Consider the following 14,712-nt stretch of genomic DNA (forward strand, 5'->3'; position numbering starts at 1 on the left):
CGTTAGGCGCGTCTCCTGTAATGTGTCAACATGCTTTTCACGGATGACACGGACGCGTCGCTGCAGGCAGCCGTCGCGCTGGTCAACTCCACCGACGACCCCGGGGAACCCCTCGGGTCGGTCGACGACCTGTCGGCGTTCCTCGCCTCGTGGCCCTACACGGGTCGGCACGACGCGACACCCGGAGAGCTGGAGTCCGTACGCCGCTTGCGTCCCGCCCTGAGGTCCCTGCTGCTGGCCGACCGCGACGAGGCGGCGGGCATCGTCAACGACATGCTCGCCCGTGCCAAGGCACTCCCCCAGCTGCAGCGCCACGACCACTGGGACTGGCACCTCCACGCGGTCGACCCCGACCGGCCGCTCGACGAGCGGGTGGTGGTGGAGACGGCGATGGCGATGGTCGACGTCATCCGCGCCGACGAGATGTCGCGCCTCGACACGTGCGCGGCCGACGACTGCGACGACGTCGTGCTCGACCTGTCGCGCAACCGCTCGCGTCGCTACTGCTCCACCACGTGCGGCAACCGGGAGGCCGTCGCGGCCTACCGGGCTCGCCAGCGGACCTGAGGACGACCGCTCCTCACGGCAGGAAGCGCTTGAGCACCTCGAGGAACACGTCCGGCTGCTCGGAGTGGACCCAGTGGCCGGCTCCCTTCACGAGCACGCGCCGGTTGCGCGGGAACCGGCGGTCCATCTCGACGGCGTGGTCGTCGGAGATGTAGTCGGAGCGGGCGCCGCCCACCCACAGCACCGGGCCGTCGTACGTCGCGTCACCGAGCCGCTCGCCGGGCCAGCCGACCAGCTCGGCCATCTCCTCGCCGAGCAGGTCGAGGTTGACCTGCCAGTGCCAGCCGTCGTCGGTGCGCCTGAGGTTCTGCAGCAGGAAGCTGCGCACCACGCGGTTGGGCACCGCCTCCTCCAGGGCTGCCTCCGCCTGGCCGCGGCTCTCCAGGGAGCCGAGGTCGAGAGCCCGCATCGTCTCGATGTAGCCGACGAACTCCCGCCCGCTCTCGTACACCACGGGGGCGATGTCGACCACCGCCAGCCGCTCGACCAGCTCCGGGTGCCGCAGGGCGAGGCACATCGCGATCTTGCCGCCCATGGAGTGCCCGACGAGCGCGACCGGCTCGTCGCCGATCTCGGCGGCGACCAGGTCGGCCAGCTCGAGGAAGTCGAAGGTGTCGGTCCAGGGCGAGCGGCCGTGGTTGGGCATGTCGAGGAGCAGCACCCGGTGGTCGGCGCTGAGGGCCTTGGCGGCCTGCGTCCAGTTCTTGCCCTGGCCGAAGAGTCCGTGGCAGAAGACGACGCGGGGACCGGAGTCGCCGAGCTCGGTGCGGTGCAGGCTCACGCGGCCATCCTCCCGCAGCGCGGTCAGGTGGCGGCCACCGACCCGTCCTCGGACCGGCTCAGAAGTCGAAGCCGTCGAACCCGTCGAACATGCCGCCAATGCCGTCGCCGATGCCGCCGAACATGTCGCCCATGCCCTCACCGATCGCCCCGATGCCCTCGCCGAGACCGTCGAAGCCGCCACCGAAGAGCATGCCCATGAACATCCAGTCCATCGGCGAGAAGGCACCGAAGTAGCCCTGCGCGTAGGGCTGGTAGGCCCGGCCACCCTGCCAGTAGGGCACGCGGCGCGAGCCGACCATCACCTTGCGGATGTCGGGCTCGGCGCCGGCACGCACGCGCTCGACGTCGAGCGCGCACGCCGGGACGTCGCGCTGCGCGCCGCCCGGCGGGACCCACGGGACGTCGGCCACGGACATGCCATGGCGCGGGTCGAAGAAGCAGGGCGGGCGCCGCTGCGGCAGCGGCTCCCCGGCCACCCGCGCGCGCACGCACGCCATCGCGTAGCGGCCGTCCTCGAGGATCTCGGTGACGTGCTTGACGTCCTCGGGCCTGGTGAGCGCCGCAGCGGCGACCTTGGCCGACTCGTAGGAGTCGAGGGCGCGCTGGTAGTCGGCGTTGGCGCCGGCGTCGAGCGGGTGTCCGGCCAGCTCGATGTCGAGGTCCTGCAGCTCCACGCCGAGGGCGGTGACGTCCTCCTCGGCGAGCCTCTTCACCGGGGCGACCTCGGACTCGGCGCGCGCCAGCTCACGCCTCTTGCCCGTCTTGCCGGCCGTGACGGCGACCGCGACGAGCCCGCCGATGACGACCAGCAGGAGCACGAGTTCCATGGCCCCAGAGTACGCATCGGCGGCAAGGCAGCACGGGCGCGGGACCTGCAAGAGCAGGCCGCCCATCGACCCCCGACGATGTGCGACCTGCTCCGACAAGCGGCCGGTGGGCAGCGGGGCCATCCCCTCGCGCGGCCTCGATGCCCTCGGCGTAAGAGAAGACTCCCGCGAACCCTGGTGTCCCGGCATCCGTAGTCCTACGTAACTCAGGTGCGTAGGAGCGATAGGTTCGTGTCGTGCTGTCCCCATGTCTCGGTCGTGAGGACGTGCAGCGCGCCCTGCACGAGGCGTTGGACGAGTCGCGGTGGGTCACGGTCGTGGGCCCTCCCGGCAGCGGCAAGACGCTGCTCGTGCGCCACGTCGCCGCAGCCTCGGTCGCGGTCGCCTCGTGGGTCGACGCCCGCAACCTGCGCACGATCGACGACGTGCTCGTCGCGGCCCTCGAGAGCCTGGAGTCGGAGACGGCGCCGGGCGACTCGCTGACGGGTGCTCTCGGCCGCGCGGTCGACGGGCGTGAGTGCCTGCTCGTCCTCGACGGCCTCGACCTCGACACGACGGAGGCCGGTCCGGTCCTCCAGTCGGTGCTCGAAGCCACCAGCGACGCCCGCGTGGTGGTGACGGCGCTGACGACCGCCGGCCAGCCGGCCGAGTCCGTCGTCCGTGTCGGCCCCCTGCCGGTGCCCGCCCAGCGCGCCCCGCTGGAAGGCCCTGCCGTCGAGCTGTTCCTCCGCCGCATCCGTGCCGCCGGCGGACAGCAGGTCGACCTGGCCGAGCAGGCGCACGAGGTACGTCGCCTGCTGCGCGCCACGGGTGGCCTGCCGCTGCTGATCGAGCAGGTCGCCGTGCAGTCCGCACTCGTCGGGCTCAGCAACGCGATGTCCGCGGTCAGCCTGGACCAGGCGGTGGACTCGGCGCACGACCTCCTCGACGAGGCCAGCGCCGCCGCCCTGCGCCGCATCGGGCTGCTCGACTTCCAGGTCGGCCTCGGCGTGCTGGCGCACGTGCTGGACGCGTCCGTCCCGGAGACCGCCGAGCTCGCCGGCAACCTGGTGCGCCGCAGCCTGCTCGAGGTCGACACGCGAGGCCACTTCGACATGCTGTCGCCCATCCGCGGTCGGGCGCGCGCCCTCGCCCGCCCCGACGACGTGGCCGCGGTCCGAGCCGGGCTGCTCGCGTGGGCCGAGACCCACGCGCCGGCCCACGACAACTACGGCGCGGCCGACGCCGAGTGGCTGGGTGACCTGCCTGCGATGCGCCACGCGGTCCTGATGGCCTGCGCGGAGCCCGAGACGCGCGCGGACGGCTACTCGGTGGCCAACCGCATCTTCTCCTCGCTCTACACCTCGATGCGCGCCCGCGAGGCCGTCGAGATCCTGGAGGGCGCCCTGGCCAGCGGGGACGGTCCCCCGGGGATCGGCGCGCAGGTCGCCCGCCGGGCCGGCATCGCCGCCTCGGAGATGCGCGGGACCTACGAGGGGCTCTGGCTGCTCGACCGCGCGGACCAGCACGCGTCGTCGGCTCCGCGCCCCGAGGAGCAGCTGGCCAAGACCGCCTCGATCCGCGCCGAGATGCACCTCGACGCCGGCGACCTGGCCAGCGCGGAGGCCGAGGCCACGCGTGCGCTCAGCCTCGACCCCGACGGGTCGATCCGCCGCCAGGCCACCCGCACCCTCGCCGACCTCTACACCTCGCAGGGCCGCTTCGACGAGGCCACCCGGGCCGCGACGGATGCCATGCCTGCGCGCACCACGCGCGACGAGCGCTGGATCGACCTGTCGCTGCGCACCCTCCTCGCCCGGATCGCCCTCGAGCAGGGCCGCATCGCCGAGGCCGTCGCCGGGACCCGGGCCGTCGTCGTCGAGGCCCGCGAGCTCGCGGAGGACCGGGTGGGGCTGCTCGCCGAGACGCTCCTGCGCAACCTCGACCCGACGTGGGTGCCCACCGACGTCGTCCGCGAGACGCTGCCGTGGGCGGTCCGCCTTCCCGTGCTCGCCCAGGACGGGCGCGACCTGCTGGCCAAGGGCGACGCCAAGCGGGCAGCCGGGCTCGCCGCCGACGTGGTGGCCCTGGCCGACTCCGCCCGTCTGGGCCGCGACGGGGTCGATGCCCGCCTGCTCCTCGGCCGCGCGCTGGTCGACCTCGGCGACCTCGACCAGGCCACCACCACCTACCTGACCGCCCTCGACCACTGCCACACCATGCGCCTGCCGCTGCGTGCCGCCGACGTGCTCGACGGCCTCGCCGGGGTGGCGCGGGCACGCGACCTCCCCGAGGCGCGGTCGCTCGCCGCGGCCGCCTTCGCGCTCCGCACGCCGCGCAAGGCGGCGCGCTGGGGCTACTCCGCCGACTACGACGTGGTGCCCGCCACGCGGGCACCCGCGGAGTGGCTCGACGGCGACGACCTGTCCGCCGACGCGGTCCCGCTCATCACGGCCGTCTTCAACCGAACCGCGTCCGCACGACCGTCGGTGCTCGACGCACTCACGGCGGCTGAGCGCCAGGTCGCCGAGCGGGTGGCGCACGGGCTGACGAGCCGCCAGATCGCCGAGGAGCTCTACGTCTCCCCGCGCACCGTCGACGCGCACCTCACCCACATCTACCGCAAGCTCGACATCAACACGCGCGCCCGCCTCGCGGCACTCGTCGTCGACAACCGCTGACCGGGCACTTCGTGCCCGTCCCGCGCGTCGAGCGGGCACTTCGTGCCGGTCAGCGGGGTGTCCGCTGTCGGTGGCGCGCGGCAGGATGACCGGCATGAGCCGGACCATCCAAGTGACCTTCGACGCCCACGACCCCGAGTCGCTGTCCCGCTTCTGGGCCGACGCCATGGGCTACGTCAACCCAGCACCGCCCGGGCGCGAGCTCGCGCCGGGCCAGGATCCCTTCGACGCCTGGCACGACTTCCTCGGCGAGATCGGCGTGCCCGAGTCGGAGTGGAACTCCCGGTCCGCCGCCGAGGATCCCGACGGCGGCGGGCCCCGGTTGTTCTTCCAGAGGGTGCCCGAGGGCAAGACGGCCAAGAACCGCGTCCACCTCGACCTCAGGTCCGCGCCCGGGCTCGACGGCGACGAGCGGATGGCGGCGCTGGAGGCCGAGAGCGATCGCCTCGTCGCACTCGGCGCGACACGCGTGGAGCGGCACGAGCCCGCCCCGCCGATGAGCGGCGGTCACATCGTCATGGAGGACCCGGAAGGCAACGTCTTCTGCCTTGACTGAACTGACGCCCTGCAGCGCCCTGGTGCCGCCCTAGCGGACTGTTAGGACACGACCGCCTGGTGCCCGCAGTCCTCGCAGGTCAGGGAGTACGGGTCCACACCGTCCCCGATGCGAGGCTGCACGGACTCGCGGCGGACGGACGTGCCACCGCACGCCTCGCAGGACTGGGGCTTGGGTCTGATCGGAGCGGCCATGCGGCGACCGTACCGGTCCCTACCGACACCGAGCAGCGAATGGTGTTGCGCCTTCAGGTCCTAGGAATTGCCCCACTAGACCACCGCAGCACCGACCGGCCCGTCGGCTTACCCTGTGGCAAAGAGGCGGTTGCCATGTTTCTGTTCTGGATCCTGGTCGGGTTGCTGGTCGCCCTGTTCGCGTGGGCGGCCTGGCGTCAGAAGCGGTACGCCGGGACGTCGTCCTACGACCGCCAAGGCTTCGCAGACCCGCAGGCGGGACTGGGAATGGGCGACGACAAGGGTGGACGCCCTAGGTAACTGGTTGGCGTCCGTCCCGAACCGTCGCTGAGTGGTCATTACGGGGTCGTGAGGTCCTGCGTGGTCCACACGATCCGCTCCTGCGGCGCTGGAGGCCGAGAGCGATCGCCTCGTCGGCCTCGGCGCGACACGCGTGGAGCGGAACGAGCCCGCCCCGCCGATGAGCGCGGGCCACATCGTCATGGCCGACCCGGAGGGCAACGAGTTCTTCCTCGACTGACCCCGCGGGCGTCAGCGCGCGCTGTAGTCGCGGAAGCCGCGACCGGTCTTGCGCCCGAGGTAGCCGGCCGTGACGAGGTGCTCGAGCAGGGGGGCAGGTGCGAAGCCGGGCTCGCGGAACTCGAGGTAGAGCTCACGCTGGATCGCCAGCGAGACGTCGTTGCCGACCACGTCGAGCAGCTCGAACGGTCCCATCGGGAGCGCGCAGCCCTGCTTCATGGCGGTGTCGATGTCGTCGGCGGTCGCGTAGTGCGCCTCGAGCATCTTCACCGCGTCGTTGAGGTAGGGGAAGAGCAGCGCGTTGACGATGAAGCCGGAGCGGTCGCCGCACCGCACGGCCACCTTGCCGACCTTCTCGCACAGAGCGAGGACGGTCTCGGTCACCGCCTCGTCGGTGGCGACGGTGGACACCACCTCGACGAGCTTCATGATCGCGGCGGGATTGAAGAAGTGCATGCCGATGACGTCCTGCGGACGCTTGGTCACCCTCGCCATCGAGATGATCGGCAGCGAGGAGGTGGTGGTCGCCAGGATGGCGCCGGGCTTGCAGATCTCGTCGAGGTTCTCGAAGAGCGTGGTCTTGATGGCCAGGTCCTCGGCGATCGCCTCGACGACGAGGTCGACGTCCTTGAGGTCGTCGAGCGACGTGGTGCCGCGCACCCGACCGAGCACGTCGGTCTTCTGCTCCTCGGTGGCACGGCCTCGCTGGATCTGCTTGTCGAAGTTCTTCGTGATGGCCGCGACGACGCCGTCGACCTTGTCCTGGCCGCGACCGGTGAAGAGCACGTCGTAGCCGGCCTTCGCGAAGACCTCGACGATGCCTGAGGCCATCGTTCCGGTGCCGACGACGCCGACGAGCCGGATGTCGTGGCGAAGCTGCGGCTTGTCGTCGGAGCTCGGGGTGTGAGCGTCCTCGACCACCACCGGACTGTCGGGCGCCTCGTAGGTGTAGAAGCCGCGCCCGGACTTGCGACCGAGCAGGCCCGCGGTGACGTACTGCTTGAGGATCGGCGCCGGCGCGTGCAGCCGGTCGCGTCCCTGCTTGTACATCGTGTCGAGGATCTCGTAGGCCGTGTCGAGGCCGATCAGGTCGAGCAGCGCCAGCGGACCCATGGGATAGCCGCAGCCGAAGCGCATGGCGGCGTCGATGTCCTCGCGCGAGGCGTACTTGCCCTCGTACATCGCGACCGCGTGGTTGAGGTAGCCGAAGAGGAGCGTGTTGGCGATGAAGCCGGCCTTGTCGCCGCAGACGACCGGGTTCTTGCCCAGGTCGCGGAGCAGCGCCACCACGTCGGCGAGGACGTCCGGCTCCGTGACGACCGTGCGGATGATCTCGACGAGGTTCTGCACGGGCGCAGGGTTGAAGAAGTGGACGCCCACGACCCGGCCGGGGCTCGAGTTCGCCGTGGAGATCTCGGTGACGCTGAGCGAGGACGTGTTGGTCGCCAGGACGGCCTCCGGACGGACGATGCCGTCCAGCCTGCGGAAGATCGACTTCTTGACCTCGAGCGACTCGACGACGGCCTCCACCACGAGGTCGGCGTCGGCGAGGTCCTGCATCTCGGTCGTCAGCGTGATGCGGCCGAGGAGCTCGTCGGCGGCCTCCTGCGTCATCTTCTCGCGCTTGACCGCCCGCCCCGTGGAGTGCTCGAGGTGCTCGCGCCCGCGCTGGACCGCCGCGTCGCTGACCTCGACCCCGACGACCGAGTAGCCGTTGCGCGCGAACACCTCGGCGATGCCGGCGCCCATGGTGCCGAGGCCGATGACGCCGACGGTGGTGAACTCGCGGGTAGCCGTGTCAGTCATGGACGCATGCTCCCATGCCGCCCGCGCATCGGAGATGTGGGAAGCGTCACTCCACCGGGGCGCCCGGAGCGAGGGCCGGTGGGCGTACGACGCGCACCTCGTCGCCCGGTCGGACCGGCCCGGGGCGCACCACCTTGGCGCACAGCCCGCGCAGCCGGCGCGACTTGCCCTCGGGCCCGTTGATGAAGGCCAGCGCGTCCTTGCCGAAGCGGGCGATGAACTTGCCGCACCCGGTGTGGGGCTGGTCGGTGACCACGATGACCGCGCCGTCGGGCCCACCGATGTGGAGCTCGCTCCAGGCGGGCAGGTTGTCGTGGGAGAGGTCGAGGTCGACGAACATCTGGTCGCCGGCCAGCTGCTCGCGGTCCGGGTCCTGGGCGAGGAACTCGACGACGCGGTGGTTCATCAGGTTGAGCTGCATGTCGGGGTGGGGCGACCCGTCCGGCATGCGACGACTCCCCCGCTCGACCCACGTGTCGCCGACGAGGCCCTCGGTGACGTCGAGGTGGCCGACGTCCAGCACCTCGCGCGCACCCAGCGCCGGGCGGCGTACGACGGCGCGCAGCGTGCCCACGTCGCGCGGGGCGGTGTCGAGCTCGGGCAGGAGCGAGGACAGCTCCGTCGTCGTGCGGTGGGTGCGCAGCACGCGACGCAACAGGACGTGCCCCGGCGCCGCGGGCATCCGGGCCAGGGGGCCGGGCAGCGGTTCGTCGGCAGGGATCTCGACGAAGCCGAGCGCGGTGTAGGTCGCGGCCTCGGTCCCGGCGTACGGACGGGCCGTGAGCTGCCCGTGGCCGCGCGCGGCGAGACGCTCGCACGCCGACTCCACGAGGGCGCGAGCCGTGCTGCCGTCGAGGTCCGCGCCGACGACGAGCGCCGCGAGGTGGGCGTGGCCGTCGAGGAGGTCGACGCGCACGTGCCCGACGGGCGGATCGCCTGCGACCATCACGAAGCCCGGGGTGGCGGGCCGCTCGTCGAGGTCGAGCTGCACGAGGTCGCGCTGCCGCGCGGGGCGCACTGCGTGGTCGGTCACGGGGTCACTGTAGATTCGCCGGTCGTGAGGATCGTCGTCGCACGCTGCCAGGTGGACTACGCCGGACGTCTCTCGGCCCACCTCCCGCTCGCCACCCGCGTCCTGATGCTCAAGTCGGACGGGTCGGTGCTGATCCACTCCGACGGCGGCTCCTACAAGCCGCTCAACTGGATGTCGCCCCCGTGCACGGTCCGCGAGGGCGTCTCCGAGGACGGGCAGGCTGAGTGGCTGGTGACCGCGACCAAGTCCGACGACACGCTGCGGATCCTCATCGAGGAGGTCCTGCACGACTCCTCGCACGACCTCGGCGTCGACCCGGGCCTGCAGAAGGACGGCGTGGAGAAGCACCTGCAGGAGCTGCTCGCCGAGCACCCCGCGACCCTTGCCGACGGCCTCACCCTGGTCCGCCGGGAGTTCATGACCGCCATCGGCCCGGTCGACCTCATGTGCCGCGACGCCGAGGGCCTGTCCGTCGCGGTCGAGATCAAGCGGCGGGGCGAGATCGACGGCGTCGAGCAGCTCACGCGCTACCTCGAGCTCCTCAACCGCGACCCGATGCTCACCAGCAGGGGCCCCGTGCGGGGCATCTACGCCGCCCAGGAGATCAAGCCCCAGGCTCGCGTGCTCGCCACCGACCGCGGCATCGCCTGCGCCCTCGTGGACTACGACGCGCTCCGCGGGATGGACGACGCCGAGCACCGGCTGTTCTAGCCAGTCGCAGCCGACTGAAGCCCCGCGGGTCAGTCACGTCGCTACCCTCGCACGGTGACACCGAGTCCGCCTGAGCGCATCTTCCACATCGCCACGGCCGCGGACTGGCGGCGCACGCTGGAGAGCGGGACCTACACCACCTCGACCATCGGGCGAAGCCTCGAGGAGGAGGGGTTCATCCACGCCAGCCGGCGTGACCAGGTGCAACGCGTGTTCGACCGCTACTACCGCGGCGCCGACGAGCACCTCGTGCTGCTCAGCATCGACCCGGCGCGGCTGAGGGACGCGGAGGTGCGGGTCGAGCCCGTCGGCGACGACACGTACCCCCACGTCTACGGGCCGATCGACCGTGGGGCGGTCGTCGAGGTGACGCCGCTCGACCGCCACGGGCGCAGCGAGACGCTCATGTCGCTGTGGATGAAGGGGATGGCTGTACGCATGGGGCTGGCGCTGGCCGCGATGATCGCCCTCGCCGTCCTGCTGTGGGCCGTCGGCGTCACGCGTTGACGACGTCGCCGACCCTCGGTCAGTCGAGCGGCCGGTCGGCCCAGCAGCGGGCAACCCAGCCGTCGGCATCGGCCTCGAGCGCGACCACCCCGCAGCTGGGCAGCGGCAGGTCGCGGGTGTGGTCGGGCGCGAGGTTGCGGGCCAGCAGGGGAAGCACCAGGCACATCACCCCGCCGTGGCTCACCACCAGCACCGACTCGCCCCGGTGCGCGTCGGCGACCTCCTCGAGGACGGCCTCGTAGCGGGCCACCACCTCCAGCCCGCTCTCGCCCCCGGGGATCCGGGCGGACAGGTCGCCGCCCAGCCAGGCGGCGAACGTCGACGCGAACGGGTCGGGGTCGCCCGTCGTCCCGGCGGCGTCGCCGACGCCGAACTCGCGCAGCCCGGTGCGGACGGTGACGTCGACGCCGACCCGGGCGGCGACGATCTCCCCGCTCTGCACGGCCCGCGAGAGGTCGCTGGTCCACACCCGGGCGATCCGCTCGCCCTCGAGCCGGTCGGCCAGCTCGCGCGACTGCCGGCGGCCGAGCGGGCTCAACCAGCCGCCCGCGTCGCTGAGGAGCTCGCTCTCGTAGTCGGCCGCACCGTGACGCGCGACGAAGATCCGCGCGGCGCACTGGAGGTCACCCATCGACCAGGCCCACGACGTCGTCGGCGCAGCCCCAGCTGACCGTGACCCCGCACCCGCCGTGGCCGTAGCAGTGCACCACGTCCCCGACGCGCTCGAGCCGGACCGTCGGGCGCGCCGGCCGCAGCCCCACCTTGTGCCGGATGACCCGGGCACCGGCGATCTCCGGGACCAGCACGGTCGCGCGCTCCAGGATGGACGCGGCGGTGGCCGGCTCCACGGTCCGGCTCCACTCCCCCGCCTCGTGGGTGCCGCCCACCACGACGTCGCGGCTGCGCGGGATCACGTACGTCGGCGCGTCGCTGTCGAGCACCCATCGCTCGAGCCCGACCTGCTCGACGAGCATCACCTGGCCGCGCACCGGTCCGACGGTCGGGTCCGCGGCGAGGTGCTTGGCCCCGATGCCGCTGGCGTTGACCACCAGCGCTCCGCTCTCGGTGGGCAGGCTGGAGAGGTTCATCCGGGTGACCGTCCCGCCCAGGCCCTCCACCCGCGCGACGAGCCAACGCAGGTAGACCGGCATCTCGATGACCGGGCACGTCATCGTCCAGCCCGCGGCGAAGCTGGCCGGCAGCCGGGTCTCCCGGTCCGGGCCGACGCCCGGTGGCAGCGCCTCGTGCCACCATGGCGGCGGCGACTCCTCGCGGAAGACCTCCGTACCCTCACGCAGCGCCACGCCCGTGCCGTCGTCGGCCGCCAGCTCTGCATAGACGTCGTACGCACGGCGCGACCAGCGCAGCACGTGCGCCTGCTCCGCGACGTACGGCGACCACAGCGCGGCTGCGACCACGGACGTCGTCTCGAGCGGGAGGTCGCGGGCGACGACGTCCACGCGATGCCCCGCCTCGAGCAGGCGCACCGCGCACGTGAGTCCGACGACCCCGGCCCCGACGACGATCACACGCCCCATGGCGGCAGTCTGTCAGCCCCCGGCGCCGGCCTGACGCGGGGCGGTCGGGTCCTCCCCCTCGTCACCGTGCTCGCGGGCGACGTACTCCTCGATGTCCTCGATGTCGTCACGGTTGCGGCTCGCGACCGCAAGCAGGTCGCTCATGGTCGCGACCTCCTCGACCTGCTCCTTGATGAACCACTGCATGAACTGCTCGGAGGCGAAGTCGCCCTCCTCGCGCGCGATGCGCAGCAGGCCGTTGATCTGGTCGGTGACCGTGCGCTCCTGGGCCAGGGCCAGCTCGACCGGGGCCACCAGGTCGGCGAAGGCGGAGGTCGGCGCGGCGACGGCCGGGATGACGACCTCGGCATCGGTGTCGACGAGGTACTGGACCATCATCATCGCGTGCCCGCGCTCCTCGAGCGCCTGCCCGTAGAAGAACGCCGCCATGCGCGGCATGGTGAGCGCGTCGTAGTAGATGGCGCAGGCGAGGTACTGGTTGTGGGCGGCGAGCTCGTTGCCGATCTGGGCGTTGAGCTGCGCGGCGAAGCGGGAGGCGGGCACGTGGGCTCCTCTGTGGGGGGACGGGTCAGGCGCGGGTCAGGCTGCCTTGGCGAGCTTCTTCTTGGTGACCTTCTTGCCGTCGAGCCGCACCAGCTTGCGCTTGTGGACGGTGTAGCCGACGGGCAGGGTGCCCTCCTTGAGCATGCGCAGGGGGCAGCGCTGGCAGCGCTTCTTCGACACGCAGCACTCGGTCTTGGGGAGCTTGCGCATCGTCAGCTGGGCCGAGGTCTCGACCTTGGCCCGCGCCTTCTTGTCCTTCTTGCTCTGCTTGACCTGCTTGCCCACGCCGGGAGGGTAGCAGAGGGTTAGGGGAGCCTTACCTATCGTCGTCCAGCCCGTGGGCCGCGCGGATCACGTCCACGAAGCCGCCCATGATCTCGGTCAGGCCGAAGTCCTTGGGGGTGTACACCGCGGCCACCCCGCGCTCGATCAGTGCCCGGGCGTCCGAGCCCGGGATGATGCCGCCCACGATCACCGGGAGGTCGCCGAGGCCGGCGGCTGCGAGCCCGTCGAGCACGTCCGGCACCAGCTCCATGTGCGAGCCGGAGAGGATCGAGAGCCCGACGAGGTGCACGTCCTCGGCCACGGCCGCCGCGACGATCTGGTCGGGGGTGAGCCGGATGCCCTGGTAGATCACCTCGAAGCCCGCGTCGCGCGCACGTACGGCGACCTGCTCCGCGCCGTTGGAGTGACCGTCGAGCCCCGGCTTGCCGACCAGCACCCGCAGCCGGCCGCCCAGCTCCTCGCCGGTCGCCCTCACCCGGTCGCGGACGGCGGACAGCTCGGCGCCGGCCGAGCCCACGTCGGACACCGCGCCGACAGCGCCGCTGACGCCGGTGGGGGCCCGGAACTCGCCGAAGACCTCGCGCAGCGTGCCCGCCCACTCCCCCGTGGTCGCGCCCGCCCGGGCCGCGACGAGGGTGGGCTCCATCAGGTTGGCGTCGGTCTTCGCGGCCTCGGCCAGCGCCGCCAGCGCCTCGGCGACCTCGGTCTCGTCTCGCTGCGCCTTCCAGGCTGCGACGGAGTCGAGGGCTGCCTGCTCGGCGGCGGGGTCGGCGGCCATGATGGCTCCGTCGAGGTCGGCCGTCAGCGGCGAGGGCTCGGTCGTCTCGAAGCGGTTGACGCCGACGACGACCTCCTCGCCCGACTCGATCCGCGACCGCCGGGCGGCATGGGCCGAGACGAGGTTCTGCTTCATGTAGCCGGACTCCACCGCGGCGATCGCCCCACCCATCGCCTGCACGCGGTCGATCTCGGCCCTGGCGCCCTCGACCAGCTCGGAGACCTTCGCCTCGATGACGTGGCTGCCGGCGAAGATGTCGTCGTACTCCAGCAGGTCGGACTCGAAGGCAAGCACCTGCTGGAAGCGCAGCGACCACTGCTGGTCCCACGGCCTCGGCAGGCCGAGCGCCTCGTTCCAGGCGGGCAGCTGCACGGCCCGGGCGCGCGCGTCCTTGGACAGCGTCACGCCGAGCATCTCCAGCACGATGCGCTGGACGTTGTTCTCCGGCTGGGCCTCGGTGAGGCCAAGCGAGTTGACCTGCACGCCGTACCGGAAGCGGCGCATCTTGGGGTCCTGCACGTCGTAGCGCTCGCGGGTGATCTCGTCCCACAGCTGCACGAACGCCCGCATCTTGCAGGTCTCCTCGATGAACCGGACGCCCGCGTTGACGAAGAACGAGATCCGGCCGACGACCTTCTCGAAGTCGTCGTCGGACACCTGGCCGGAGCCCTTCACCTGGTCGAGCACGGCGATCGCGGTGCACATGGCGTACGCGAGCTCCTGCACGGGCGTCGCGCCGGCCTCCTGCAGGTGGTAGCTGCAGATGTTGATCGGGTTCCACTTCGGGATCTCGTGGACCGTGTAGGCGATCATGTCGCCGATCAGGCGCAGGGAGGCCTCGGGTCCGAAGACGTACGTCCCGCGGGAGAGGTACTCCTTGATGATGTCGTTCTGGGTGGTGCCGGCGAGCTGGTGGGCCACCTCCTCGGGCGAGAGGTCGGGGTTCTGCTCCTCCGCCACGACCTGGTACATCGCGAGCAGCCACATGGCCGTCGCGTTGATGGTCATCGAGGTGTTCATCCCGGTCAGGGGGATGTCGTGGAAGAGCTTGCGCATCTCGCCCAGGTGCGGCACCGGTACGCCGACCTTGCCGACCTCGCCGCGACTGAGCGGGCTGTCGGGGTCGTAGCCGGTCTGCGTCGGCAGGTCGAAGGCGACGCTCAGGCCGGTCTGGCCCTTGGCCAGGTTGGTCCGGTAGAGCGCGTTGGACGCCTCGGCCGTGGAGTGGCCGGCGTACGTGCGCATCACCCAGGGCCGGTCCTTCCTGTGGACCGTGGGGGTGCCCGGAGATTCCGTCATGGCGACACAGTAGGACGGCGGTTACCCACGAGTCACCGGTCCGAGGTGTGACTGATGCCTCACCTGCCAGCCGGGTGCTGGCCGACCCCGAGGGGTGGAAGTGGGT

At 71.8% G+C, this 14,712-nt stretch carries 15 protein-coding genes and 1 pseudogene; 7 read left to right on the plus strand and 9 right to left on the minus strand.

Annotated features, from left to right (window positions below; all coding sequences use genetic code 11):
- The first annotated feature begins 30 nt into the window (after window positions 1-30).
- Window positions 31-567 (plus strand): CGNR zinc finger domain-containing protein, encoded by a 537-nt coding sequence (locus ACFQW6_RS16875; protein ID WP_378547910.1) that lies wholly within the window; start codon window positions 31-33, stop codon window positions 565-567.
- Between the two features lie 13 nt (window positions 568-580).
- Here the strand turns inward: ACFQW6_RS16875 and ACFQW6_RS16880 are convergent, their stop codons facing one another.
- Together ACFQW6_RS16880 and ACFQW6_RS16885 are read right to left on the minus strand one after the other, a co-directional pair.
- On the minus strand, window positions 581-1,348 hold the full coding sequence (locus ACFQW6_RS16880; RefSeq protein WP_378547913.1) for an alpha/beta fold hydrolase: 768 nt from the start codon (window positions 1,346-1,348) through the stop codon (window positions 581-583).
- 58 nt (window positions 1,349-1,406) lie between these two features.
- A complete protein-coding gene (locus ACFQW6_RS16885; protein WP_378547916.1) occupies window positions 1,407-2,177 on the minus strand; it encodes a hypothetical protein in 771 nt (256 codons plus the stop codon).
- Window positions 2,178-2,413: 236 nt separating this feature from the next.
- Here ACFQW6_RS16885 and ACFQW6_RS16890 point away from each other — a divergent pair, with 236 nt between their 5' ends.
- The 4 genes and pseudogenes from ACFQW6_RS16890 to ACFQW6_RS16905 form a co-directional block, all read left to right on the plus strand.
- Window positions 2,414-4,837, plus strand: a complete 2,424-nt coding sequence (locus ACFQW6_RS16890; RefSeq protein WP_378547919.1) for a LuxR C-terminal-related transcriptional regulator — start codon at window positions 2,414-2,416, stop codon at window positions 4,835-4,837.
- Between the two features lie 94 nt (window positions 4,838-4,931).
- Window positions 4,932-5,393, plus strand: coding sequence for a VOC family protein (locus ACFQW6_RS16895; protein WP_378547921.1), 462 nt, complete (start codon window positions 4,932-4,934; stop codon window positions 5,391-5,393).
- Between the two features lie 329 nt (window positions 5,394-5,722).
- On the plus strand, window positions 5,723-5,887 hold the full coding sequence (locus tag ACFQW6_RS16900; RefSeq protein WP_378547924.1) for a hypothetical protein: 165 nt from the start codon (window positions 5,723-5,725) through the stop codon (window positions 5,885-5,887).
- A gap of 82 nt (window positions 5,888-5,969) precedes the next feature.
- Window positions 5,970-6,107, plus strand: a pseudogene (locus tag ACFQW6_RS16905) (VOC family protein); the annotation flags it as partial.
- 11 nt (window positions 6,108-6,118) lie between these two features.
- Here the strand turns inward: ACFQW6_RS16905 and ACFQW6_RS16910 are convergent.
- Window positions 6,119-7,912: a 3-hydroxyacyl-CoA dehydrogenase family protein gene (locus tag ACFQW6_RS16910; protein WP_378547929.1), complete on the minus strand. Its 1,794-nt coding sequence runs from the start codon at window positions 7,910-7,912 to the stop codon at window positions 6,119-6,121.
- A gap of 46 nt (window positions 7,913-7,958) precedes the next feature.
- Window positions 7,959-8,945: a hypothetical protein gene (locus tag ACFQW6_RS16915; RefSeq protein ID WP_378547932.1), complete on the minus strand. Its 987-nt coding sequence runs from the start codon at window positions 8,943-8,945 to the stop codon at window positions 7,959-7,961.
- Window positions 8,946-8,969: 24 nt separating this feature from the next.
- Between ACFQW6_RS16915 and nucS the strand changes: the two genes are divergently transcribed.
- Together nucS and ACFQW6_RS16925 are read left to right on the plus strand one after the other, a co-directional pair.
- Complete coding sequence (gene nucS, locus ACFQW6_RS16920; RefSeq protein ID WP_378547935.1) at window positions 8,970-9,656, plus strand: endonuclease NucS; 687 nt, start codon at window positions 8,970-8,972, stop codon at window positions 9,654-9,656.
- Window positions 9,657-9,710: 54 nt separating this feature from the next.
- On the plus strand, window positions 9,711-10,163 hold the full coding sequence (locus ACFQW6_RS16925) for a DUF952 domain-containing protein (protein WP_378547938.1): 453 nt from the start codon (window positions 9,711-9,713) through the stop codon (window positions 10,161-10,163).
- Window positions 10,164-10,182: 19 nt separating this feature from the next.
- Here ACFQW6_RS16925 and ACFQW6_RS16930 read toward each other — a convergent pair whose 3' ends face one another.
- Genes ACFQW6_RS16930 through ACFQW6_RS16950 form a run of 5 tightly spaced genes read right to left on the minus strand, consistent with a single transcriptional unit; the run spans window position 10,183 to window position 14,606 of the window.
- Window positions 10,183-10,794, minus strand: a complete 612-nt coding sequence (locus ACFQW6_RS16930) for a histidine phosphatase family protein (RefSeq protein ID WP_378547941.1) — start codon at window positions 10,792-10,794, stop codon at window positions 10,183-10,185.
- A complete protein-coding gene (locus ACFQW6_RS16935; RefSeq protein ID WP_378547944.1) occupies window positions 10,787-11,701 on the minus strand; it encodes an NAD(P)/FAD-dependent oxidoreductase in 915 nt (304 codons plus the stop codon). The genes ACFQW6_RS16930 and ACFQW6_RS16935 overlap by 8 nt, the downstream gene beginning before the upstream one ends.
- Window positions 11,702-11,713: 12 nt before the next feature.
- The gene (locus tag ACFQW6_RS16940) at window positions 11,714-12,244 is read right to left on the minus strand and encodes a ferritin (protein ID WP_378547947.1); all 531 of its coding nucleotides are present in this window, start codon (window positions 12,242-12,244) and stop codon (window positions 11,714-11,716) included.
- A 36-nt stretch (window positions 12,245-12,280) separates the two neighbouring features.
- Window positions 12,281-12,529 carry a hypothetical protein gene (locus ACFQW6_RS16945; protein ID WP_378547950.1) on the minus strand — a complete coding sequence of 83 codons (249 nt, stop codon included), beginning with the start codon at window positions 12,527-12,529 and terminating at the stop codon, window positions 12,281-12,283.
- Window positions 12,530-12,560: 31 nt separating this feature from the next.
- Complete coding sequence (locus tag ACFQW6_RS16950; RefSeq protein WP_378547953.1) at window positions 12,561-14,606, minus strand: methylmalonyl-CoA mutase family protein; 2,046 nt, start codon at window positions 14,604-14,606, stop codon at window positions 12,561-12,563.
- Window positions 14,607-14,712 lie beyond the last annotated feature (106 nt).

The sequence above is a fragment of the Nocardioides sp. GCM10028917 genome, assembly GCF_042666175.1.
In the GTDB taxonomy this organism is placed as follows: Bacteria; Actinomycetota; Actinomycetes; order Propionibacteriales; family Nocardioidaceae; genus Nocardioides.